This window comes from Sphingomonas soli NBRC 100801, assembly GCF_001591025.1.
Lineage (GTDB): Bacteria > Pseudomonadota > Alphaproteobacteria > Sphingomonadales > Sphingomonadaceae > Sphingomonas > Sphingomonas soli.
This window is the reverse complement of sequence record NZ_BCTZ01000019.1, coordinates 21938-43229: the sequence shown is the minus strand read 5'-3', so window position 1 is coordinate 43229 and position 21292 is coordinate 21938. Positions and strand designations below refer to the sequence as shown.

Genomic DNA, 21292 nt, shown 5'->3' with positions numbered 1-21292 from the left:
TGAGGAAAGGGGGATTGCCGCCCCGCGCCAACCACGCCACGCTTCCCCGATGCGCATCATCCTCCTCGCCCCGCTCCTGCTTGCCGCAACCACTGCGCAGGACAGCCTGCCGCCGCCGCCGGATCTCCGCTTCGATATCCCGGCGGATGCGCTTCCCCAGCAGGTCCAGCTGCGCGGAGGCAATTACGCTCCCGGCGAGGGCGTAGCGCTGCATGTCCATCCCGGCGTGGAGATGGCCTATATTGTCGCGGGCACGGTCGAGTTCCGCATGGGCGACAAGATCGTCGTCAAGCGCGCCGGCGAGAGCAATTTGATCCCTCGCGGGGTGCCGCATGCGGCGAAAAGCATCGGCCCGGAGACCGCGCGAATCGTCAGCGCCTTCGTGATCGATCAGGGTGCACAGCTGCGCGTGCCGGTGGGCGAAGACGGCAAGCCGCTGCAATGAGCCGTGTCATCCTCACCGGCGTCGCGGCCGCCATAGCGCTCGGTGCAATCGCATTTCCGGCTTGGGCGGTGCTTAAGTACGTGCCGACCCTGGATCCGACGACGATGCAAAGCCTCGCGAGCAAGGCATGCAAGTGCGCGCGGGCCACTGTCGGGCATTATAGCGACAAGAAGTGCTGGGAGGCGTTCGAAAAGCTCCTACCGATCGATCCGGATATGAGGGGTGGCACGACCTGCTTCCCGCTCTCGGAAGAGACCTACGAGATTCCCGGAACCAATGCGCGCGTCGTGCTCCGCTATCGGATTGTCGCCAGTAAGGCGCCGCCGCTCTGTTCCAGAGAGGAGGCAATGGCTGGCGAGGCCATCTGGTACCGAATCGGTTCGCAGGGAAATACCGAACCGGACGGGCAAGTCAGCCTTCAGCGGGCAAACGCGGCACTGAGCCAATTCGCCGAAGAACTCGCCAAGGGCCGGCCATTGGAAAAGCTCGTGCCCGAGATGGGCTGCGTTACCGGCTATCCTTCGGACTGACCACGACAGCGAAGTCAGCGCCGCAGCCAGCCGCGCAGCCGCGCGATCAGCCCGCTCGAGGGCTCCTCGCCCATCCGGGCCGCCTGAAACCGCGCGTCGAGGCGGGCTGAGAGGTCCGCCAGCACGCTTTCCTGCCCCTTGAACGCGCGGGCCATGTCGTCGGCGCTCAGCGCCACCATGAATGCGCAGCCATAGACATTGTCGCGCCGCCGCACGATTCGCGCAGCGCGTGATCCCGCGCCCGAAAGGCCCAGCGAAACCAACGTGCCGATCGGCAGGTCCGCTTCGGAGATGAAGCGAAAGCCCGTGCGCGAGAAATCCTCCACGGTCACGTCGATGGGCTTCCCATCGGGCACGCGCAGCGTGCTGGGACTGTCGGCGTCGAAGCGTATGGCTCCACGCCGGTCGATATCACCGAGGATCTCGAGCTTGGTAACGAGCATATGAGGGTGGCCTGTGTCGGAAACCGCGACACGCTATGCTCCGTTCGTTAACGAGTTCTTGCCACGCTCGCCTCGGCCGCAACCTTGACTTATGTCAGCTTCCCTGCCATATGCGCCGCCATCGAGGCATCATGCAGCGTGATGGAGCGAGCAGCTCCGGCTCTGCCTCGGTTATTTTTTCCGGCTTCCCTTATCACGCGGGTCGTCATTTTTGACACCACGCTTCCGCGCGCGCTCTTTTGCCGTGCGCGTCAGCCGATTCCATAAGGTTTACAATGCAATTCAAAGAACTCGGGCTCTCGGAGACCGTTCTCGCCGCGCTTGCGGCCAAGGGCTATAGCGAAGCCACCCCGATCCAGGAAAAGTCGATCCCCTCGCTGCTCGAAGGCCGCGATCTTCTCGGCATCGCGCAGACCGGCACTGGCAAGACCGCCGCGTTCATGCTGCCTTCGATCGATCGTCTGGTCGCATCGGGCAAGCGCGCCCAGCCGCGCGGCTGCCGCATGCTCGTCCTCGCGCCGACGCGTGAGCTCGCCAGCCAGATCGCCGAGAGCGCCCGCAATTATTCGAAGGGCACGCGCCTTAGCGTGATGACCTGCTTCGGCGGCACCTCGGTTCACAAGAACAAGACCGATCTCGCCCGCGGTGTCGACATCCTCGTCGCCACGCCGGGCCGTCTCGTCGACCTGCTTGATCAGCATTATGCGATCATGCTCGGCATCGAGATCCTCGTGCTCGACGAAGCCGACCAGATGATGGACCTAGGCTTCATCCACGCGCTCAAGCGCATCGTGAAGGAGCTGCCGACCAAGCGGCAGACGCTGTTCTTCTCGGCCACCATGCCCAAGACGATCCGCGACCTCGCCGGCCAGTTCATCAAGAACCCGGTCGAAGTTAAGGTTACCCCCGAGGCGACCACCGCAGAGCGCGTCGAACAGCGCGTCACCTTCGTCCAGCAGGCGGAAAAGCAGTCGCTGCTCACCATCCTGCTGCGCGATCCGACGATCGATCGCGCGCTGATCTTCACACGCACCAAGCATGGCGCGGACCGCGTCGTGAAGCTGCTCGCCGGTAGCGGCATCGCGTCCAACGCGATCCATGGCAACAAGTCGCAGCCGCAGCGCGAGCGTGCGCTGGGCGAGTTCAAGTCTGGCAAGGTCAAGATCCTCGTCGCGACGGATATCGCCGCGCGCGGCATCGACGTGTCGGGCGTCAGCCATGTCTTCAACTTCGAGCTGCCCAACGTGCCGGATCAATATGTCCACCGCATCGGCCGCACCGCGCGTGCGGGCGCATCGGGGCTGGCCTTCAGCTTCTGCGCCGATGATGAAAAGCCGTACCTGCGCGATATCGAGAAGCTCACCCGGCAGAAGGTGACCGTGGTCCCGCTGCCCGAAGGCTTCCTGGCGGAATCGGCCAAGATCAAGTCGAGCCGCTCGCCCATGCCGATCAGCCGTGACGAGCAGAATGGCCGCAACGGCCGCGCGATGCAGCATCAGCGTGGTCCCCGCCCCAATCCGGCGCGCGGCGATCAGCCCCGGCGCGATGGCCAGGCGCACGGCGACCGCCGCCCCGCACAGGGCGAGCCCCGTCGCGACGGTGCTCCGCGTGGTGACGCGCCGCGCAACTACGCCCGGCCCAAGGGCAAATATCATGCGCGGCCCGCCCGTCCGGCGGGAGCCGGTGGAAGCCGTCCGCGCTAAACATCGCGTTTGAGAAGCATGAAAGGCCGGGGAGCACGTCTCCCCGGCCTTTGTCGTTAGTTCCGCCGCTCCCGCACGCGGGCATCATCGCGGCCCGCGATCAGGCGCAGCGCCCGGTCCGCGCCTTCCCCGCCTTCCGCCGCTCCTGACTGCGAAGCCCGCCGGTAAAGCGCCAGCGCGCCGTCATAGTCGCCGCGTTGCTCGGCGCAGAGCCCCAGGTTGAACGTGAGCGAAGGATGCCCCTGCGCCTCCGCCTGCATCTGGTTCCACCCCGCACAGGCCCCGCGCGCGTCGCGCTTGGTCAGCTTGACCAAATCCTTGAAGCGCTTGGCCGCCTCTTTCGAGAGCCCCTTGGTGCTTTCGCGCACACGGATGTCATAGGTCTGGACGCTTGGCGCGATATCGAAGCGCACGTCGTTCGCGATGTGCTGGATTCCCGCGGTCACGGTATCCTCGACGCTGCGGCTGGCATTCTGCCCTTCGCACCAGCTCAATTCCTCGCGGAACGGCTTGCTCTCCGAATAAACCACGCGCCCGCTATCGTTGTCCACCATCCTGAGGTCGGCGCGAATGCTGACCGCCCGGCGGCGGCAGCGCACCTCCACCTCTTCCTCCTTGATGCACTTGCCGTCCTTGTTTTTTTCGGTGCAGCGCTTTTCCTTTTTTCGGAAGGGGGTTTCCTGGACATCGGTGGTGACGGCGCCGGAAAGAGAGGCATCCGCATGTTGGCGCCCGGCGCGTCCGCCGAGCATTTCGAAATGCGTGCGGCCCATCGCGCGCTCGATCGCATTTGCCAGCGCGATGCCGTCCTGCCCATCGAACCGGTTTATCGAAAGCGAGTGGAGCAGGCTCGCCTCGCGGAACCGCGCGGGGAACTCGCCCGTCACCCGCAGCACTTCCGCCTGCGCCGCGCCCGTCATCGCCACAAACGCAACCGCCGCCGCACCCCATATCTTCACGTTCATTGGATCCCCCCATTTCCCGAGCCGCCAGATCAACATTTCGGCACCGTAATGTCCAGAAGGACGATACCCGGCCCGACTCGGGTTGCATCGCAGCACACGCGATGCTAACCGCGCCGCGACCCATCGGGGCTGCCCTCAAGGCGTGCCCCTTTTTCGTATGGGCCGACATTCAGACCCTCCAGGAGGAACTCGATCGCGTGGAGAATTCCGGCGGTATTCAGGCCAGTCTAAGCGGACGCTACGCGACCGCCCTGTTCGAACTGGCGCGCGAATCGAATTCGCTGCCCAAGGTGGAGGCCAGCCTCGCCACCGTGCGCCAGGCGCTCGGCGAATCGGCTGAGTTCAAGGCGCTGACCGCCAGCCCGCTGGTCGCCCGCGCTGCTGCGGCGGCTGCGGTTGCGGGCGTGGCCAAGAGCCTCAAGCTCGATTCGATCACCGCGAAGTTCCTCGGCGTCCTCGCCGAGAATCGCCGGCTCGGCCAGTTGTCCGCCGTGATCAGCGCATTCGGCGCGCTTGCCGCCGCACATCGCGGCGAGGTCACGGCGCAGGTCACCTCGGCGCACCCCCTCACCGCCGATCAGGTCGCTGCGCTCAAGGCCCAGTTGCGCGCCCGCATCGGCCGTGACGTCTCGGTCGACCTGTCGGTCGATCCCTCGCTCCTTGGCGGTCTGGTCGTGAAGATCGGCAGCCAGATGATCGATTCGTCGATCAAAACCCGACTGAACTCCCTCGCGAATGCGATGAAAGGCTGAACATGGACATCCGCGCCGCAGAAATCTCGAAGGTCATCAAGGACCAGATCGCCAATTTCGGCACCGAGGCCCAGGTCTCGGAGACCGGCCAGGTGCTCAGCGTCGGTGACGGCATCGCGCGCATCCACGGTCTGGACAACGTCCAGGCCGGCGAGATGGTGGAATTCGCCAACGGCATCCAGGGCATGGCGCTCAACCTCGAAGCCGACAATGTCGGCGTCGTGATCTTCGGCACCGACGCCGAGATCAAGGAAGGCGACACCGTCAAGCGCACCGGCACCATCGTGGACGTGCCCGTCGGCAAGGGCCTGCTCGGCCGCGTCGTGGACGGCCTTGGCAACCCGATCGACGGCAAGGGCCCGATCGTCGCCGATCAGCGCAGCCGCGTCGAAGTGAAGGCACCGGGCATCATCCCGCGCAAGTCGGTCCACGAGCCCGTGCAGACCGGCCTGAAGGCGATCGACGCCCTCGTTCCCGTCGGCCGTGGCCAGCGCGAGCTGATCATCGGTGACCGTCAGACCGGCAAGTCGGCTGTCGCGATCGACACCTTCATCAACCAGAAGACGGTCAACGCGGGCGACGACGAATCGAAGAAGCTCTACTGCGTCTATGTCGCCGTCGGCCAGAAGCGCTCGACCGTCGCACAGCTGGTGAAGACGCTCGAAGAGAATGGCGCGATGGAATATTCGATCGTGGTCGCCGCGACCGCGTCGGATCCCGCCCCGCTGCAGTTCCTCGCGCCCTACACCGGCACCGCGATGGGCGAATATTTCCGTGACAACGCGATGCACGCGCTGATCGTCTATGACGATCTCTCGAAGCAGGCGGTCGCATATCGCCAGATGTCGCTGCTGCTGCGTCGTCCTCCGGGCCGCGAAGCCTATCCGGGCGACGTGTTCTATCTCCACAGCCGCCTGCTCGAGCGTTCGGCAAAGATGAACGACGCCAACGGCAATGGCTCGCTGACCGCGCTGCCGATCATCGAAACCCAGGCAGGCGACGTTTCGGCCTATATTCCGACCAACGTGATCTCGATCACCGACGGCCAGATCTTCCTCGAAACCGACCTGTTCTTCGCGGGCATCCGTCCGGCGATCAACGTGGGTCTGTCGGTGAGCCGCGTGGGTTCGTCGGCGCAGACCAAGGCGATGAAGAAGGTGTCGGGCTCGATCAAGCTCGAGCTGGCGCAGTATCGCGAAATGGCGGCCTTCGCGCAGTTCGGTTCGGACCTCGACGCCTCGACCCAGCGCCTGCTGAACCGCGGCGCGCGCCTGACCGAGCTGCTCAAGCAGCCCCAGTTCTCGCCGCTGCCCTTCGAAGAGCAGACGGTGTCGATCTTCGCCGGCACCAACGGCTATATCGACAATGTTCCGGTGCAGGATGTCACCCGCTACGAAGCCGCGATGCTCGCCGAGATGCGCTCGAAGCATGCCGACATCCTCAAGGACATCCGCGACAGCAAGGATCTGGGCGACGCCGCCAAGGCCAAGCTCAAGGACGCGCTGGAAGCGTTCGCGAAGACGTTTGCTTAAGTAGCCGTCACCCCAGCGAAAGCTGGGGTCTCGCCACGAGCGAGCGGCCTGTGGCACGAGATCCCGGCTTTCGCCGGGATGACGAGGTTGAAGGAAGAAAATGGCCTCTCTCAAGGCACTCAAGATCCGCATCGGCTCGGTGAAGTCGACGCAGAAGATCACCAAGGCGATGAAGATGGTCGCCGCCGCGAAGTTGCGCCGTGCGCAGGAAGCGGCGGAAGCAGGCCGTCCCTATGCCCAGCGCCTCGAAAGCGTGGTCGCAAGCCTCGCCAGCAAGGTGACGGTGAGCGAATCGAGCCCGAAGCTGCTCGCCGGCACGGGCAAGGATCAGGTCCATCTGCTCGTCGTCGCGACCAGCGACAAGGGCCTGGCCGGCGCGTTCAACACCAACATCGCCCGTCTGGCGCGCAAGCATGCGCGTGACCTGACCGCCGCCGGCAAGACGGTCAAGATCTACACGATCGGCCGCAAGGGCCGCGCCGTGCTCAACCGCGAATTTCGCGCCAACATGATCCACGGCATTGAGCCGGGCGATCTCGGCAAGCTGAACTTCGCCGATGCGCGCGCTTATGCCGACGACATCATCGCGCGCTTCGAAGCGGGCGAATTCGATGTCGCGACGCTCTTTTATTCGAACTTCAAGTCGGTCCTGACCCAGGAGCCGACCGCGCAGCAGATCGTCCCCGTCGCACCGCCGGTTGCCGGTGCCACCGGAGAGGTCACGTCGTCCGGCGCGGCCGTCACCTATGAGCCCGACGAGGAATCGATCCTGGCGGACCTGCTGCCCAGCAACGTCGCGATCCAGCTTTACCGCGCGATGCGCGAGAATGCTGCGTCGGAGCAGGGATCGAAGATGACCGCGATGGACAACGCCACGCGCAATGCCGGCGACCTGATCAATCGCCTGACCATCCAGTATAACCGCACCCGCCAGGCCGCTATCACGACCGAGCTGGTGGAAATCATCTCCGGCGCCGAGGCGCTGTAATTTACCGGGCCGTCACCCCGGCGTGCGCCGGGGTATCGAGCCGCTAGCGATCCCAGCCTTCGCTGGGATGACGAATTTGAGGAAGAAGGTAGGACTAAAATGGCCACTGCAGCCCCGACCACCGAGAAGCCCGCCCGCAAGCCGCGCGCCCCCAAGGCAGCAGCGTCGGCGCCGGGCGCCGCCCCCGCCACGACCAACAATGTCGGCCGCATCAGCCAGGTCATCGGCGCAGTCGTCGACGTGTCGTTCGATGGCGGCGTCCTGCCGGCCATCCTCTCGGCGCTCGAGACCGATAACAATGGCAACCGCCTCGTGCTCGAGGTCGCCCAGCATCTCGGCGAGAACACCGTCCGCACGATCGCGATGGACGCGACCGAGGGCCTGACCCGTGGCCAGTCGGTGACCGACACCGGCTCGCAGATCCGCGTGCCGGTCGGCCCGAAGACGCTCGGCCGCATCCTCAACGTGATCGGCGAGCCGATCGACGAGCGTGGCCCGGTCAATGCCGAGCAGACCGCGCCGATCCACGCGGAAGCACCGCTGTTCGTCGACCAGTCGACCGAAAGCTCGATCCTCGTCACCGGCATCAAGGTCATCGACCTTCTCGCGCCCTATGCGAAGGGCGGCAAGATCGGCCTGTTCGGCGGCGCCGGCGTTGGCAAGACCGTGCTTATTCAGGAACTGATCAACAACATCGCAAAGGGCCATGGCGGCACTTCGGTGTTCGCGGGCGTCGGCGAGCGCACCCGCGAGGGTAACGACCTGTATCACGAGTTCCTCGACGCGGGCGTTATCGCCAAGGACGCCGATGGCAATGCCATCTCGGAAGGTTCGAAGGTGGCGCTGGTCTATGGCCAGATGAACGAGCCGCCGGGCGCCCGCGCACGCGTCGCGCTCTCGGGTCTGACGATCGCCGAATATTTCCGCGACGTCGAAGGCCAGGACGTGCTGTTCTTCGTCGACAACATCTTCCGCTTCACCCAGGCGGGCGCGGAAGTGTCGGCGCTGCTCGGCCGTATTCCTTCGGCCGTGGGCTATCAGCCGACCCTGTCGACCGACATGGGCGCGCTGCAGGAGCGCATCACCTCGACCAACAAGGGTTCGATCACCTCGGTGCAGGCCGTGTACGTTCCCGCGGACGATCTTACCGATCCGGCCCCGGCAACCTCGTTCGCCCACCTGGACGCGACGACCGTGCTCAACCGCGCGATTTCGGAGCTGGGCATCTACCCGGCAGTCGATCCGCTCGACTCGACCTCGCGCGTGCTCGAGCCGCGCGTCGTTGGCCAGGAGCATTACGAGACCGCCCGCGCCGTGCAGGCGACGCTGCAGAAGTACAAGTCGCTGCAGGACATCATCGCCATCCTCGGCATGGACGAGCTTTCGGAAGAAGATAAGCTGACCGTCTCGCGCGCCCGCAAGATCCAGCGCTTCCTTTCGCAGCCGTTCCACGTCGCCGAAGTGTTCACGGGCATCCCCGGCGCGTTCGTGCAGATCGAAGACACCATCAAGTCGTTCAAGGCGGTGGTGAACGGCGAGTATGACCACCTGCCGGAAGCAGCCTTCTACATGGTCGGCGGCATCGACGACGCCATCGCCAAGGCCGCCAAGCTGGCCGAAGACGCGTAAGGCCCGTGATCGGCCGCCTCATTCTGACCGCCGCCGCGCTGGTGCTTGCACCTGCCGCCGCGGCGCAGAATGCGGACAAGCCGATCGCAGAGGTCGCGGCCGATCTCGCTTATGGCTATTGCCCGTTATACCTGAGCGGGCAGTTCGCGATCACCGGCAATCCGGTGCTCAAGGGTTTCGGTTTCAGCGAGGCGGTCGAGACGCGGGAGCATCCGCGCGGCGAGATCAACATCGTCGCCGCCGAGCGCTCTGATGGCGAGCTCGGCTTTGGCGGGATCAAGGACTCGATCTGCCAGGTCATCGTGATGGGTGCGGGCCGCGCCGCAGCGTGGGACATGCTCCACAAGAACATGGCGCTCGCCGGCTTCGACTTCAAACCGGACCCCGCCAATACCGGGCCAAAGAACGGCGCCACGCTCGAAACGTACAAGGCGCCGGTGGAAGACCAGTTCATCTACCTCCAGCTTGTCGAGGCCGATGCAGGTCCTTCGCCGATGGTCATGGCACAAATTTTCGTGATGGAAGAATAACATGGCTCTCCACTTTGAACTCGTCACCCCGGAAAAGCTCGTCCGTTCGGAAGACGTCCACATGGTCGTCGTTCCCGGCAGCGAGGGCGATTTCGGCGTGCTCCAGGGCCATGCCCCGCTGATGAGCACCGTCCGCGACGGCAACATCGAGATCTACAAGAACTCGATGAGCGAGAGCCCCGAGACGATCCGCGTCGAAGGCGGCTTCGCCGAAGTCAATGAGCGCGGGCTGACCGTGCTGGCCGAGCGCGCGGAATAATATCCGCTATCCTGGCGACCGCCGGGATGACGACTATTTCGGTTTCCGCCGATACGCCCAGCGCCTCGCCTTGCTGCCGTCGGCCAGCGAAATCTCCGCGTTCAGCATATCGCCTTCGCGCCAGTAGCGGATCACCTGCGGATAATCGTGCGCAGGGTTTTCGAAGCGCACCGATTGCGGTGGCTGCGCGCCCATGGCGTGGAAATCGCCGCCTTCCTGCCCCACGGGATCGGCGTGAAACACCAACTGCCCGGGCTCGGCGCTGATCCGCATCCGCTCCAGCACCTGGACCGGCCCTTCGGATACCGATCTTTCGCTCACCCCGATCAGCAGGCCCTTCTCCGCAGTCCAGGTCTCGCAGGTGACCCGTCCCCTGGCGTCAGCGTCGGTGCACCATTGGCCCTCGAGCCACCCCAGCGGCGTATCCTGTGCAAGCAACAGCGCCAGCGCCATTATCGGTCCCATCAGTCTCTCCCTCGCAGCAGCTCCCGATCGCGGATGGTGATCCCCCGCGCGCCGGCCAGCGTGATCGCGCCCTTGCTCTTGAGCCGCGTGAGCTGCCGGCTCACCGTCTCGATCGTCATCCCCAGCACTTCGGCCATCTCGCCGCGGGTGAGCGGAAGGTCGAACGTCACCGGCCCGGGCGGCATCGCGCGGCAGCCGGTGGCGCGATCGGCCATGTCGAGCAGGAAGCCGGTCACCTTTTCGGCCGCGCTCAGCCGGGCGAGCGCCAGCATCCGCGCGCGCGCCTCGTCGAGCGCGGCGAAGGTGCGCTGGAGCAGCAGCCGCTCCATGCGGGCATGGTCTTCGAGCACACGCTCGAACGGCGCGCGCGGGAAGAGGCAGAGCTCCGCTTCGCTCACCGCGGTCACGGTGAACTCGGCCTGCCCGGCATAAGGGCGCCCGACGAAATCGGCGGGATAGGCCAGCCCCACGATCTGTTCGCGACCATCGGGGGTCGAAGCGGTGAGCTTGAGCACGCCGGAGATCAGATTGCCGCAGATCAGGCTGTCGTCGCCCGCCCAGGCCAGCACCTCGCCGCGCGCCAGCTTGCGCCTGCGGCCCAGCGCGTTGAGCGCCATCAGCTCGCCGTCATTCAGGCTCGCGCACAGCGCCGAATCGCGTACTGCGCAATCGGCACAGGTGTTGGTCGCTTCCATGCTCCGATTATGCGGCCGGCTTTGACCGCGGTCAAAGCGTAGAAGCCATGGCGGGCGCATCGCGGGGGCACATCAAAGGAGTGCCTGCCATGTTCCTCTACATCGTCTTCGCCGCCGTCGCCGCCTTTGCCGGTGCGGTCGGGTTCGTCTGCATCGAGGATGCCGTCCGCTTCGGCTGACGCGCTTATTGGCCGCTACGTCGCCACATGCCGCGAAGCAGCTTCGCGGCGGCGGCGGGCAGGCCGGGCCGCAGGAACAGCCAGTCGCGGATCGCCGGGCCCCTGTCTGCCCCGATCACCTGCTTGTAGCCGCTGTCACCGGCGCCCCAATCGACCAGCACCATGCCGTCTGCCAGCGCGCGGACGAGGTTACGATAGTAAAGCAGCTTGCCCGGCGAGTGCTTTCCGAACGCCGGATCATAGCTGTTGGCAATCGCATATTTCAGCGCGCCCGCGTTGATATCGAACGAGAACGCCGCCGGTTCGCCATCCACACGCAGCACTGCCGCCCACATCATGCCGGCGACGACAGGATCCGCCGCCGCCGCACGCCAGAACGCACCATGACCCTCGCGCGTGAATTTCGCGTCCGAGCCATCGGTCCGCGCCGCGATCCAGCTCTTTTCCTCAACCGCAGCCAGCGCATCGAACGCGGCATCGTCCCAATCGCTGCCGTGCACGAACGCCCAGTCGAGCGCGCCATGGCTGCCGAGATGCTTTTCGTGAAACCGGTTCTTGCGCAGCGTCGAGTTGCGCGGCCAGCCGCCTTCCTCATTCTGGGCGGCCCGCATATCGAGCAGGTACGAATCCGCCACAAAGCGATCCAGCACACCCCAGCCCTGGGCCCGCGCCGCTTCCTTGAGCAATTCGAGCCCGGGATCGCCATCATAGACCGGCCCGACCCGGAGCGCGCGCACTTCGCGGGCGAGCCGCGGGAGCATGGCGTCCATCGCCTCCGTTCCGGCATCCTCGCGCACCGGAAAGCTGCGAAACGGCCAATAGCATCCAGCGACTTCGGCCAGCCCCAGCCATGCCGGCCCCCTTGCCACGAACGGCAACGCGACGACCGGCTCGCTCTCGCGCGCCACCAGCAGCGTCCGCGCCGATCCGCCATATGCCCTGAGCGCAGCAGCGAACCAGCCGTAGCGCAGGAACCGGTGCGAAGCGGCCGCGTGCTCCGCGACGGCGTCGATCGCCCCCGCCAGTCCGTCGACACAGTCTACCGCATGCGCAGGCGGCAGGCGCGTGAACTGTTCTAGCGGCATCGGCTTCGACATGGCGGTCATTTTAGATCGCATCCGTTACCAAGCGGTGCAGATGCAAGCCTCTTCACACTCTGAAATGCCTGCGTAACGAAGATGGCTTCACGGCATGCGCGCCGATCGTCATAAAGGCGTACATGCTCCCCGCCCCCTATCTCTCCACGGTAGCCGATACGATCCAGGCGGCGATTGCGCCGGTGTTCCTCCTCGCCGGCATCGGGGCGTTCCTTAACGTGATGGTCGGCCGCCTCGCGCGCATTGTCGATCGGGCGCGCGTTATCGAGCAACTTCACCCGCGTTCCACCGGGCTCGAACATGATCGCCACGTCTGGGAATTGCGGATCATCGACAGGCGCATTTCGGTGATCAACAATGCAATCTTCCTCTGCGTCGCCAGCGCTCTCGCCATATCGATCGTCGTCGCACTGATGTTCATCTCGCGGCTCGCGAATCTGCATGTCGGGCTGTGGGTCGCCATCGCCTTCATCGTTTCGATGCTGCTGCTGATGGCGGGGCTGATCTACTTCCTGTTCGAAGTGCGGATGTCGCTAAAATCGATTCATATCCGCAAGGAATTGCTCGAATTAGACCGCAAATGAAACGCTGCGGTTGTTGCGGGAACGCAATAGCGAATCTCGCGTTGTAACCGATTACGGTGAATCGACCGTCCAGCAAGAGATCGGCCTGCATGAATGATGAAGGCTCGGGCTTTCTAAAGGGGGGAGGCCAGCTTAGCGAATTGATCGCGGCGTTCGACTGGTCGAAGACCAGCATGGGCCCGATCGCCAACTGGCCACAGCCGATCAAGGCCGTGGTCGGGATGGCGCTGCGTGCGCCCGTGCCGATCGTCATGCTGTTCGGCGAATCGGGCGTGATGATCTACAACGACGCCTATTCCGAGTTCGCTGGGAGCCGCCATCCGGACCTGCTGGGAATGGACGTTCGCGAGGCCTGGCCCGAAGTGGCCGATTTCAACGATCACGTCGTCGAGACCGTGTTTCGCAAGGGCCAGACGCTTTCGTACAAGGATCAGGAGCTCAAGCTCCAGCGGCATGGCCAGTTGGAGCCCGTGTGGCTGGATCTGGATTATTCGCCGATCATCGATGAGGAAGGCACGCCGCTGGGCGTTATCGCGATCGTCGTCGAGACCACCGAGAAAGTGCTGGCGGACCGGCAGCTGCGCGACGAGCGGATCCGGCTGGAGCAGATGTATGCCCAGGCGCCCAATTTCATGGCGCTACTGGAAGGACCGGAACACCGCTATGTCATGGCCAATCCGGCTTATACCCGGGTAGTCGGCGGCCGGGACGTGATCGGAAAGACCGTCGCCGAAGCGCTGCCGGAAGCCGTTGCGCAGGGTTATCTCGCGATGCTCGACCAGGTCTATTCGAGCGGCAAGGCGCTGGTTCTGACCGGCGCGAGGTTCGACCTGGGCCAGCCAGAGGACGGCTCCGTTCCCGAACGCTTCGTGGACTTCGTTTATCAGCCGATCATCGATGGCAGCGGCATGGTCACCGGCATCTTCGTCAATGGCGTCGATGCAACCGAACGCGTGCAGGCGCGGAACGCCATCAACGCCAGCGAGGCCGAGTTCCGCGCCTTCGCCCAGGCGATGCCCAATCATGTATGGACATCGGCGCCGACGGGAATGCTCGACTGGTTCAACGATCGCGTAGTTGAATATTGCGGGCGCAGCGCAGAGGAATTGCGTGGTGTCGGCTGGGCGGCAACCGTGCATCCCGACGACCGGGATGGCGCGGCTGCACGCTGGGCCCACTCCATCGAGACCGGCGAAAGCTACGAAACCGAGTTTCGCATCGAGAATGGCAATGGCGAGTATCGCTGGCATCTGGTGCGTGCGCTGCCGATCCGCACCGCAGATGGCCACATTCTCCGCTGGATCGGGTCAAACACCGATATCGACGACCAGAAGCTCCTCGAGGCCGAAACCGCGCGCGACCGCGATCGGATGTGGACGCTCTCTCAAGACCTGATGATGGTGAGCGACTATCAGGGCATCGTGATCGCGGCGAACCCCACCGCGACGCGAATGCTCGGCTGGACGCCTGCAGAGCTGGTCGGCAAGCCGATCAGCGACTTCATCCACCCCGATGATCTGGACGCCACGGCAGCCGAGATCGAAAAGCTCGCCGGTGGCGAATCTACCCTCGCCTTCGAAAATCGCTGGCGCTCGATACACGGGACGTACCGCCTGTTCGCCTGGACCGCGGTGCCCGACGAAGGGCGCATCCACGCGATTGGACGCGATATTACCCGGGAGCGCCTGCTGGCGCGCGAGCGCGAGCGCATCTGGAACCTGTCACCGGTCGTGAAGGTGGTGGTGAACCTCGCCGGCGAGGTCTTTGCGGTAAATCCCTCCTGGGAACGTGTCCTCGGCTGGAGCGAGCAGGAGACGATCGGCCGGGACATCCGCGATTTCATTGACCCCAGCGATGTCGACAATGCCACGCGCCGCCTGGCCGAACTCCCCTATGATCACGCGCTTCCGGAGCATGATACCGTGTTCCGGACCAAGGACGGGGAGTTGCGGCGGATCGCGTTCACCAGCGTGCTGGAGGGCGAAACCATCTATGGATTCGGCCGCGACGTCACTGCCGAGCGGGAAGCGGCCGAAGCGCTGGCGACGACCGAGGAAGCGCTGCGCCAATCCCAGAAGATGGAGGCAGTGGGCCAGCTGACCGGCGGCATCGCGCACGATTTCAACAATCTGCTCCAGGGCATCACCGGCAGCCTCGAGATCATCGAGCGGCGCGTATCACAGGGCAGGCTCACCGAGATCGGGCGGTTCCTCGCCGGCGCCACGACGGCCGCCAATCGCGCCGCCGCCCTCACGCACCGCCTGCTCGCCTTCTCGCGCCGCCAGCCGCTTGATCCGCGCCCCGTTCGCGCCAATCCGCTGGTGGCGTCGATGGAGGATCTGTTGCGCCGCACGATCGGCGAGCGCGTCGAGCTGGAGCTGGTGCTGGCCGGCGGGCTGTGGCTGACCTTGTGCGATCCCAACCAGCTCGAAAACGCGCTGCTCAACCTGGTCATCAACGCCCGCGACGCGATGCCCGAAGGCGGCAAGCTGACGATCGAAACCTGCAACGCCCATCTCGACGACGCCTATGCCGCGCGCCAACGCGACGTGAAGCCCGGCCAATATGTCTGTATCTGCGTGACCGACACGGGCACCGGCATGGACGCCGACACGATCGCCAAGGCGTTCGAACCCTTCTTCACCACCAAGCCGATCGGCCAGGGAACGGGGCTGGGCCTGTCGATGATCTATGGCTTTGCCCGCCAGTCGGACGGCTATGCCAAGATCTATTCCGAGATGGGCAAGGGAACGACCTTCAAGCTCTATCTCCCCCGCTTTCGCGGCCAGGCCGAAAGCGATGAGGAGGTGCCCCAGCTGAGCGAAGCGCACGCCACCGATGCGGGCGAGGTGGTGCTCGTGGTGGAGGACGAGCCGGTGGTGCGCGGGCTTATCGTCGAGACGCTGAGCGAGCTTGGCTATCGCGCGATCGAGGCCGGGGACGGCCCGAAGGGCGTCGAGATATTGCGCTCCAAGAAGCGGATCGACCTGTTGATCACCGATATCGGCCTGCCCGGGCTCAACGGCCGCCAGGTGGCCGATGCGGGGCGCGCGGTACGTCCCGAGCTCAAGGTGCTGTTCATGACCGGCTATGCCGAGAATGCCGCGCTCGCCTCGGGCTTCCTGGAGCCGGGAATGACGATGATCACCAAGCCCTTTGCGATGGAAGCGCTGGCGACGCGGATCCGGACGATTATCGAAGGATAGCGGGAAACCGACGTCACCTTTCCGGTCAAGCCCGGGATGGCGGGGAAGGTCTCAGGGCTCCACGGCCACCGACAGTATCTCGATCGCCTCGGCCCTGCCGTTGAAATCGATCAACTCCCCTTCCTCCGCGCCGAGCAGCGCATGCGCGAGCGGTGCCGCGAAGCCGAGGCGGTCCGCCGCCGGATCGGCCTCGTCATGGCCGACGATATGGATGGTGCGCGTCTTGCCCGCGAGGCGGATGGTCACATGGCTGCCAATGCCTGCAACACCCGGCTCGGGGGGCGGAGCGATCTGCGCGGTGGTGCGGCGCGTCTGCCAGTAGCGCAGCTCGCGCTTGAGCGCTTCGCGCGCCTCTTCATCCGTCGCGGCGGCCACCGCCGATTCCAGCTCAGTCTGCTTCGCCTCGATCAGCGCCAGTCCCCGCGCCGTCACCAGATTGGGCCCCGGGGGAAGCGGCAGTTCGAACTTCGGTTCCTTATGTTCCTCGTCGCTCTCGCGGCGAAAGGCGACGCTCATCGCTGGGGCACTTCCTCTAGGTTGGACGAAACCTTCCAAAGATCGAGGCCGCCTTCGGTTGCATGCGCATCGATTTCGGCGAGTTCCGCGTCCGAGAATGCGAGGTTGTTCACCGCATCGAGCGAATCGTCGAGCTGCTGCACATTGCGCGCGCCGATCAGCGCCGAGGTGACCCGGCGGTCGCGCAGCACCCAGGCGATGGCCATCTGCGCCAGCGTCTGGCCGCGCTTCCTGGCGATCGCATCGAGCGCGCCGATGCGGCGCAGATTTTCCTCCGAGAGCAAATGCTGGCCGAGCGACCCGCCCTTTGCGGCGCGGGCATCCTGCGGCACGCCATTCAGATATTTGGAGGTGAGCATTCCCTGCGCGAGCGGCGAGAAGGCGATGCAGCCGGTACCGAGATCCGCCAGCGTATCGAGCAGCTCGTCTTCCACCCAGCGATTGAGCATCGAATAGCTCGGCTGGTGGATCAGCAGCGGCACGCGCTCCTCCGCGAGGATCGCCGCGGCCTTGCGGGTCAGTTCGGGCGAGTAGCTGGAGATGCCGACATAGAGCGCCTTGCCCTGGCGGTGGAGCTGCGCGAGCGCGCCCATCGTCTCCTCCAGCGGCGTCTTCGGATCGACGCGGTGCGAATAGAAGATATCGACATAATCGAGCCCCATGCGCTTGAGGCTCTGATCGCACGAGGCGATGAGGTATTTCCGGGAGCCCCCGACATCGCCGTAGGGGCCGGGCCACATATCCCATCCGGCCTTGGTGGAGATCACCAGCTCGTCTCGGTGCGAGGCAAAGTCAGTCGCCAGCACGCGGCCGAAATTCTCTTCGGCGGAGCCGTACGGCGGGCCGTAATTGTTGGCGAGATCGAAATGGGTGACGCCGCGATCGAACGCGCGTCGGAGGATCGCACGCCCGGTCTCGAACACGTCCTCGCCACCGAAATTCTGCCAGAGGCCGAGCGAGATCGCGGGCAGATCGAGCCCGCTCACGCCACAGCGGCGATACGGCATGCGGCCGTCATAGCGGGCAGGATCGGCGGCATAGGGTTTCGGGAAGGACATGGTCGGCTCCGGTGAGACCTAACCAGGATAGGGTATTGGGGCGGTTCGTGGCCACGATAAACAAGTCGCCATGCTGAGATTTCTGGCCTGCGCCGCGCTTTTCATCGCCCATCCCGCCTTCGCGCAGACGCGCGGGGACGCCGAACTCAAGGCACAAATGCTCGCCGTCCATAATGCCGCCCGCGCCGAGGTGCGCGTCGCGCCGCTGACCTGGAGCGACACGCTGGCCGAGGGTGCGAAGGCGCATGCCGCATGGATGGCGGCGAACAACAAGTTCGAGCACGCGCGCACCGAATTCGGCGAGAATCTATGGGCCGGAACCCCGGGCGCCTATAGCTATGCGCAGATGGCTGGAGCCTGGGTGGCCGAGAAGCGCTATTATGTCGACGCGCCGTCGCCGAAGAACAGCTCCTCGGGCAATTGGGGCGATGTCGGGCATTACACGCAGCTGGTGTGGTCGACCACCACGCAGGTTGGCTGCGCGACGGCTGTCGGCCGCGACTTCGAATATCTGGTGTGCCGATATTCCCCGCCGGGCAATATCAGCGGGCGCAAGGCCTATTAAACGGTAAAGCTCTCGCCGCAGCCGCAGGCGCCCTTGGCGTTGGGATTGTTGAACACGAAGCCCGCGGCGAAATCGTCTTCCACCCAATCCATCGTCGAGCCGATCAGATAGAGGATCGAGCCGCCATCGACATAGAGCGTGCCGCCCGGCGTCTCGATCTTCTCGTCAAACGCCTTGGCTTCGGTCACATAATCCACCGAATAGGCCAGCCCCGAGCAACCGCGGCGTGGCGTCGAGAGCTTCACGCCGATCGAATCCTCCGGCGCCTTCGCCATAAGTTCGGCGATGCGCGCCTCGGCGCTGGGCGTCAGGTTGAGCGCGGCGGGGCGTTCACGAACCGCCATCACAGCATCCCCAGTTCAAGCTTGGCGTCGTCGCTCATCTTCTGCGGATCCCATGGCGGATCCCAGACGAGATTGACTTCGGCATGGCCGACGCCGGGGACCGAGCCGACGCGCAGCTCGACCTCGGCGGGCATGGATTCAGCGACGGGGCAGTGCGGCGTGGTCAGCGACATCGTCACGGCAGCATGGCCGTCATCGGTCACCTCGACGCCGTAGATCAGCCCGAGATCGTAGATGTTCACCGGGATTTCCGGATCGTAGATATCCTTCAATGCGGCGATGATCGCCTCATAGACCTCGCCGCCGGGCGCACCGGCGGGATCGGCCTGCGGCTTTTGCGCCAGGAAGCCCGCGAGATAATCCTTCTTTCGCTCAAAGGTCTGGACGACGTCTTCCACGCGCGCCTTGGGCGGCGGAGCCACCGCATCCACTTCTTCGATTTCGAACTTGTCGCTCACCCGAAAATCCTCGTCACTCGTTCGATACCCTTGACCAGCGCGTCAATGTCCGCCGCGCCGTTATACACGCCGAAGCTGGCCCGCGCCGTCGCGGGCACCCCCAACGCGTCCATCAGCGGCTGGGCGCAGTGATGCCCCGCGCGGATCGCGACATTGCCCTCATCCAATATGGTGGCGACGTCATGGGGATGCACCCCCTCCACCGCGAAGCTGACGATACCCGCCGCATCGTCCGGCCCGAACAATTGCACGCTGTTGATCTTCGACAGCGCAGCGCGCGCCCGACGCACCAAAGCCGTTTCATGCGCATGGATGCGGTCGAGGCCGATGCCTTCGACATAGTCGATCGCCGCATGCAGCCCGAGCACCCCGGTGATGTGCGGCGTCCCCGCCTCGAACCGGCCGGGCGGCGGCGCATAGGTGGTACCGGCAAAGCTCACCCGGTCGATCATCGAGCCGCCACCCTGATAGGGCGGCATCGCGTCGAGCAATTCATAGCGGCCCCAGAGCACGCCGATCCCAGTGGGCCCGTAAAGCTTGTGCCCGGAGAAGACGTAGAAGTCGCAATCGAACTCGGCGACATTGACGGGCATGCGCGGCACCGCCTGGCAACCATCGATCAGGATCTTGGCACCCACCGAATGCGCGAGCGCGGCGGCGCGCTTCGCATCGAGCACCGAGCCGAGCACGTTCGAGACATGCGCCAGCGCGACCATTTTGTGGCGGGGCGTGAGCATCGCCGACATAGCGTCGAGATCCACGCGCTGATCGGCGGTGAGCGGCACCACGTCGATCTCCGCGCACACCTTCTCCGCGACCATCTGCCACGGCACTATATTGGAATGATGCTCGAGCGTGGAGAGCAGGATGCGGTCGCCCGCCTTGAGCTCGTTGCCCGCCCAGCACTGCGCGACCAGGTTGATCCCCTCGGTCGCGCCGCGCACGAAGACGATTTCGCACTCCTGACCGCCGATGAACTTCGCCACGCGCTGGCGGGCAGCCTCGAAGGCGAGCGTCATGTCGGCCGAGCGCTGGTACACGCCGCGATGGACCGTGGCATAGGTCTCGCCATAGGCCCGGTTGATCGCATCGAGCACCGGCTTCGGCTTCTGCGACGTCGCCGCCGTATCGAGATACGCCCATCCCGCCGGGATCGCCGGGAAATCGGCGATCACGTCGAGCGCGCGGGTGCCTTCGGTGAGGCTCACAGAGTACCCCCGAGCCACTTGTCCGCATCCGCCTCGAATGCTTCGCGCACCGCATCCTCACCGATCCGGCTCAGCGCATCGGCGACGAAGGAGCGGGTCAGCATCGCGGTGGCACGCGCCTTGTCGATGCCGCGGCTCTCCAGATAGAAAAGCGCGTTCTTGTCGAGCTCGCCCACCGTCGCGCCATGCGCGCACTTCACGTCATCGGCGAAGATCTCAAGCTCGGGCTTGAGGTTCACCGTCGCGGTGCGATCGAGCAGCAGGCCGCGCAGCGATTGCTCCCCATCGGTTTTCTGCGCGCCGCGCGCGACTTCGACCCGGGCGGCGAGGCTCGCGACCGATTTGTCCGCCGCCACCGCGCGCCAGATCTGGCGCGAGCTGCCGTCGGTCTCTTCGTGCCGCACCGCGACCGCGCATTCCTGGCGCTGCGAACCCCGCGTAAGCAGCGCGCCGCCCATTTCGGCAAACGCGCCCTTGCCCGTAAGCGTCAGCGCACCATCGATGCGCGAGCCCATACCGCCCGCGCCGAGGAAGATCGAAACCAGGCTCGCAGCCTCGCCCACCTCTGCCTCGTCCCGGACGGAAACAAAGCCTTCGTCCTGCAACAGGCGCACCGAACGCATCAGCCGCGCGCCGCGCGCGAGCGAAATGCTGGTCAGCCGGTTCGCCCAGCCCACGCCGGCATAGGTCTCGACCAGCGAAGCGACTGCATCCTCGGCGAGCACGATCCGCGCGGGCACATGGCTTTCCCCGCCCGAACCCAGATGGACGATCTGGATCGCCGTCACCGCATGCTCGGGCTCGATGTGGAGCGACCAGCCCTCGCCCTCCGCCAGGCTGGCGAGAGGGTGCGTGCTGCTGACGATCTGCCGCGTTACCTGCACGGCTCCAGGGCGGCTGTGTGCGGGTTCGAACGCGCCATCGATGAAGCAGAGGCGCGGGCCGTCCAAATCGAGGAACAGGTCTGCCGGGTCTAAGCCGGTGACGCGCGGTTCCGCCTCGGCGGCGGAACGCAGCGCCTGCATGTCGGCCCAGCGCCACTCCTCCATGCGCGGGGTCGGGAGTTCAAGCGTGGAGACCATCAATTCCTCCCTCGCGCAGCGGGGGAGGTGGCAGCCCCGATCCGGGGCTGACGGAGGGG

At 65.2% G+C, this 21292-nt stretch carries 23 protein-coding genes; 12 read left to right on the top strand and 11 right to left on the bottom strand.

Annotated features, from left to right (window positions below; all coding sequences use genetic code 11):
- Window positions 1-49 precede the first annotated feature (49 nt).
- Window positions 50-445, top strand: coding sequence for a cupin domain-containing protein (locus SSO01S_RS14400; protein ID WP_066800058.1), 396 nt, complete (start codon window positions 50-52; stop codon window positions 443-445).
- On the top strand, window positions 442-975 hold the full coding sequence (locus tag SSO01S_RS14395) for a hypothetical protein (protein ID WP_066800054.1): 534 nt from the start codon (window positions 442-444) through the stop codon (window positions 973-975). Before SSO01S_RS14400 ends, SSO01S_RS14395 begins: the two co-directional genes overlap by 4 nt.
- A gap of 14 nt (window positions 976-989) precedes the next feature.
- On the opposite strand, the gene SSO01S_RS14390 is transcribed toward SSO01S_RS14395, so the two are convergent.
- Entirely contained in the window at window positions 990-1418 is a 429-nt protein-coding gene (locus SSO01S_RS14390; protein ID WP_066800051.1) for a PilZ domain-containing protein, read from the bottom strand.
- 275 nt (window positions 1419-1693) lie between these two features.
- Here SSO01S_RS14390 and SSO01S_RS14385 point away from each other — a divergent pair, with 275 nt between their 5' ends.
- The gene (locus SSO01S_RS14385) at window positions 1694-3121 is read left to right on the top strand and encodes a DEAD/DEAH box helicase (RefSeq protein ID WP_066800048.1); all 1428 of its coding nucleotides are present in this window, start codon (window positions 1694-1696) and stop codon (window positions 3119-3121) included.
- 56 nt (window positions 3122-3177) lie between these two features.
- On the opposite strand, the gene SSO01S_RS14380 is transcribed toward SSO01S_RS14385, so the two are convergent.
- Complete coding sequence (locus tag SSO01S_RS14380; protein ID WP_066800044.1) at window positions 3178-4086, bottom strand: tetratricopeptide repeat protein; 909 nt, start codon at window positions 4084-4086, stop codon at window positions 3178-3180.
- 197 nt (window positions 4087-4283) lie between these two features.
- Between SSO01S_RS14380 and SSO01S_RS14375 the strand changes: the two genes are divergently transcribed.
- The 6 genes from SSO01S_RS14375 to SSO01S_RS14350 all read left to right on the top strand — a co-directional run bounded on the left by SSO01S_RS14375 (window position 4284) and on the right by SSO01S_RS14350 (window position 9776).
- Window positions 4284-4838: a F0F1 ATP synthase subunit delta gene (locus SSO01S_RS14375; RefSeq protein WP_066800217.1), complete on the top strand. Its 555-nt coding sequence runs from the start codon at window positions 4284-4286 to the stop codon at window positions 4836-4838.
- A 2-nt stretch (window positions 4839-4840) separates the two neighbouring features.
- Complete coding sequence (gene atpA / locus SSO01S_RS14370) at window positions 4841-6370, top strand: F0F1 ATP synthase subunit alpha (RefSeq protein ID WP_066800041.1); 1530 nt, start codon at window positions 4841-4843, stop codon at window positions 6368-6370.
- Window positions 6371-6470: 100 nt separating this feature from the next.
- On the top strand, window positions 6471-7358 hold the full coding sequence (locus SSO01S_RS14365) for a F0F1 ATP synthase subunit gamma (RefSeq protein WP_066800037.1): 888 nt from the start codon (window positions 6471-6473) through the stop codon (window positions 7356-7358).
- A 99-nt stretch (window positions 7359-7457) separates the two neighbouring features.
- Window positions 7458-8987: a F0F1 ATP synthase subunit beta gene (gene atpD, locus SSO01S_RS14360; RefSeq protein WP_174520797.1), complete on the top strand. Its 1530-nt coding sequence runs from the start codon at window positions 7458-7460 to the stop codon at window positions 8985-8987.
- Between the two features lie 5 nt (window positions 8988-8992).
- Window positions 8993-9517, top strand: coding sequence for a hypothetical protein (locus SSO01S_RS14355; protein ID WP_066800034.1), 525 nt, complete (start codon window positions 8993-8995; stop codon window positions 9515-9517).
- Window position 9518: 1 nt separating this feature from the next.
- The gene (locus SSO01S_RS14350; RefSeq protein WP_066800031.1) at window positions 9519-9776 is read left to right on the top strand and encodes an ATP synthase F1 subunit epsilon; all 258 of its coding nucleotides are present in this window, start codon (window positions 9519-9521) and stop codon (window positions 9774-9776) included.
- Window positions 9777-9809: 33 nt separating this feature from the next.
- On the opposite strand, the gene SSO01S_RS14345 is transcribed toward SSO01S_RS14350, so the two are convergent.
- The 3 genes from SSO01S_RS14345 to SSO01S_RS14335 form a co-directional block, all read right to left on the bottom strand.
- Complete coding sequence (locus SSO01S_RS14345) at window positions 9810-10241, bottom strand: DUF6265 family protein (protein WP_066800028.1); 432 nt, start codon at window positions 10239-10241, stop codon at window positions 9810-9812.
- Window positions 10241-10936: a Crp/Fnr family transcriptional regulator gene (locus SSO01S_RS14340; protein WP_066800025.1), complete on the bottom strand. Its 696-nt coding sequence runs from the start codon at window positions 10934-10936 to the stop codon at window positions 10241-10243. The genes SSO01S_RS14345 and SSO01S_RS14340 overlap by 1 nt, the downstream gene beginning before the upstream one ends.
- Window positions 10937-11120: 184 nt before the next feature.
- Window positions 11121-12221, bottom strand: coding sequence for a GNAT family N-acetyltransferase (locus SSO01S_RS14335; RefSeq protein ID WP_245646798.1), 1101 nt, complete (start codon window positions 12219-12221; stop codon window positions 11121-11123).
- Between the two features lie 113 nt (window positions 12222-12334).
- On the opposite strand from SSO01S_RS14335, the gene SSO01S_RS14330 reads away from it, so the two are divergent.
- Both SSO01S_RS14330 and SSO01S_RS14325 read left to right on the top strand, forming a co-directional pair.
- Window positions 12335-12796 carry a DUF2721 domain-containing protein gene (locus SSO01S_RS14330; RefSeq protein ID WP_066800022.1) on the top strand — a complete coding sequence of 154 codons (462 nt, stop codon included), beginning with the start codon at window positions 12335-12337 and terminating at the stop codon, window positions 12794-12796.
- Between the two features lie 89 nt (window positions 12797-12885).
- On the top strand, window positions 12886-16002 hold the full coding sequence (locus SSO01S_RS14325; protein ID WP_066800019.1) for a hybrid sensor histidine kinase/response regulator: 3117 nt from the start codon (window positions 12886-12888) through the stop codon (window positions 16000-16002).
- Between the two features lie 51 nt (window positions 16003-16053).
- Here SSO01S_RS14325 and SSO01S_RS14320 read toward each other — a convergent pair whose 3' ends face one another.
- On the bottom strand, window positions 16054-16518 hold the full coding sequence (locus SSO01S_RS14320) for a GreA/GreB family elongation factor (RefSeq protein ID WP_066800016.1): 465 nt from the start codon (window positions 16516-16518) through the stop codon (window positions 16054-16056).
- Window positions 16515-17576: an L-glyceraldehyde 3-phosphate reductase gene (mgrA, locus tag SSO01S_RS14315; protein ID WP_066800013.1), complete on the bottom strand. Its 1062-nt coding sequence runs from the start codon at window positions 17574-17576 to the stop codon at window positions 16515-16517. Before mgrA ends, SSO01S_RS14320 begins: the two co-directional genes overlap by 4 nt.
- A 70-nt stretch (window positions 17577-17646) precedes the next feature.
- Here mgrA and SSO01S_RS14310 point away from each other — a divergent pair, with 70 nt between their 5' ends.
- Window positions 17647-18141 (top strand): CAP domain-containing protein, encoded by a 495-nt coding sequence (locus SSO01S_RS14310; RefSeq protein WP_066800010.1) that lies wholly within the window; start codon window positions 17647-17649, stop codon window positions 18139-18141.
- On the opposite strand, the gene SSO01S_RS14305 is transcribed toward SSO01S_RS14310, so the two are convergent.
- The 4 genes from SSO01S_RS14305 to SSO01S_RS14290 are packed head-to-tail and all read right to left on the bottom strand — an operon-like array spanning window position 18138 to window position 21233.
- Window positions 18138-18485 carry a HesB/IscA family protein gene (locus tag SSO01S_RS14305; protein ID WP_066800007.1) on the bottom strand — a complete coding sequence of 116 codons (348 nt, stop codon included), beginning with the start codon at window positions 18483-18485 and terminating at the stop codon, window positions 18138-18140. The two genes, SSO01S_RS14310 and SSO01S_RS14305, sit on opposite strands and share 4 nt — an antisense overlap.
- The gene (locus SSO01S_RS14300; protein WP_066800003.1) at window positions 18485-18943 is read right to left on the bottom strand and encodes an SUF system Fe-S cluster assembly protein; all 459 of its coding nucleotides are present in this window, start codon (window positions 18941-18943) and stop codon (window positions 18485-18487) included. Before SSO01S_RS14300 ends, SSO01S_RS14305 begins: the two co-directional genes overlap by 1 nt.
- The gene (locus SSO01S_RS14295) at window positions 18940-20151 is read right to left on the bottom strand and encodes a cysteine desulfurase (RefSeq protein ID WP_066799999.1); all 1212 of its coding nucleotides are present in this window, start codon (window positions 20149-20151) and stop codon (window positions 18940-18942) included. The genes SSO01S_RS14300 and SSO01S_RS14295 overlap by 4 nt, the downstream gene beginning before the upstream one ends.
- Window positions 20148-21233, bottom strand: a complete 1086-nt coding sequence (locus SSO01S_RS14290; protein WP_066799996.1) for a SufB/SufD family protein — start codon at window positions 21231-21233, stop codon at window positions 20148-20150. Before SSO01S_RS14290 ends, SSO01S_RS14295 begins: the two co-directional genes overlap by 4 nt.
- Window positions 21234-21292: the final 59 nt, after the last annotated feature.

What these genes read in the sequence shown, in the direction of transcription:
- SSO01S_RS14400 (WP_066800058.1), top strand. Translation starts at nt 50, where the DNA reads ATGCGCATCATCCTCCTCGCCCCGCTCCTGCTTGCCGCAACCACTGCG.
- atpD (WP_174520797.1), top strand. Translation starts at nt 7,458, where the DNA reads ATGGCCACTGCAGCCCCGACCACCGAGAAGCCCGCCCGCAAGCCGCGC.
- SSO01S_RS14380 (WP_066800044.1), bottom strand. Translation starts at nt 4,086, where the DNA reads ATGAACGTGAAGATATGGGGTGCGGCGGCGGTTGCGTTTGTGGCGATG.
- SSO01S_RS14290 (WP_066799996.1), bottom strand. Translation starts at nt 21,233, where the DNA reads ATGGTCTCCACGCTTGAACTCCCGACCCCGCGCATGGAGGAGTGGCGC.
- SSO01S_RS14310 (WP_066800010.1), top strand. Translation starts at nt 17,647, where the DNA reads ATGCTGAGATTTCTGGCCTGCGCCGCGCTTTTCATCGCCCATCCCGCC.
- SSO01S_RS14325 (WP_066800019.1), top strand. Translation starts at nt 12,886, where the DNA reads ATGAATGATGAAGGCTCGGGCTTTCTAAAGGGGGGAGGCCAGCTTAGC.
- mgrA (WP_066800013.1), bottom strand. Translation starts at nt 17,576, where the DNA reads ATGTCCTTCCCGAAACCCTATGCCGCCGATCCTGCCCGCTATGACGGC.
- SSO01S_RS14330 (WP_066800022.1), top strand. Translation starts at nt 12,335, where the DNA reads ATGCTCCCCGCCCCCTATCTCTCCACGGTAGCCGATACGATCCAGGCG.
- atpA (WP_066800041.1), top strand. Translation starts at nt 4,841, where the DNA reads ATGGACATCCGCGCCGCAGAAATCTCGAAGGTCATCAAGGACCAGATC.
- SSO01S_RS14340 (WP_066800025.1), bottom strand. Translation starts at nt 10,936, where the DNA reads ATGGAAGCGACCAACACCTGTGCCGATTGCGCAGTACGCGATTCGGCG.
- SSO01S_RS14365 (WP_066800037.1), top strand. Translation starts at nt 6,471, where the DNA reads ATGGCCTCTCTCAAGGCACTCAAGATCCGCATCGGCTCGGTGAAGTCG.
- SSO01S_RS14395 (WP_066800054.1), top strand. Translation starts at nt 442, where the DNA reads ATGAGCCGTGTCATCCTCACCGGCGTCGCGGCCGCCATAGCGCTCGGT.
- SSO01S_RS14390 (WP_066800051.1), bottom strand. Translation starts at nt 1,418, where the DNA reads ATGCTCGTTACCAAGCTCGAGATCCTCGGTGATATCGACCGGCGTGGA.
- SSO01S_RS14335 (WP_245646798.1), bottom strand. Translation starts at nt 12,221, where the DNA reads ATGACCGCCATGTCGAAGCCGATGCCGCTAGAACAGTTCACGCGCCTG.
- SSO01S_RS14350 (WP_066800031.1), top strand. Translation starts at nt 9,519, where the DNA reads ATGGCTCTCCACTTTGAACTCGTCACCCCGGAAAAGCTCGTCCGTTCG.
- SSO01S_RS14320 (WP_066800016.1), bottom strand. Translation starts at nt 16,518, where the DNA reads ATGAGCGTCGCCTTTCGCCGCGAGAGCGACGAGGAACATAAGGAACCG.
- SSO01S_RS14345 (WP_066800028.1), bottom strand. Translation starts at nt 10,241, where the DNA reads ATGGGACCGATAATGGCGCTGGCGCTGTTGCTTGCACAGGATACGCCG.
- SSO01S_RS14305 (WP_066800007.1), bottom strand. Translation starts at nt 18,485, where the DNA reads ATGGCGGTTCGTGAACGCCCCGCCGCGCTCAACCTGACGCCCAGCGCC.
- SSO01S_RS14385 (WP_066800048.1), top strand. Translation starts at nt 1,694, where the DNA reads ATGCAATTCAAAGAACTCGGGCTCTCGGAGACCGTTCTCGCCGCGCTT.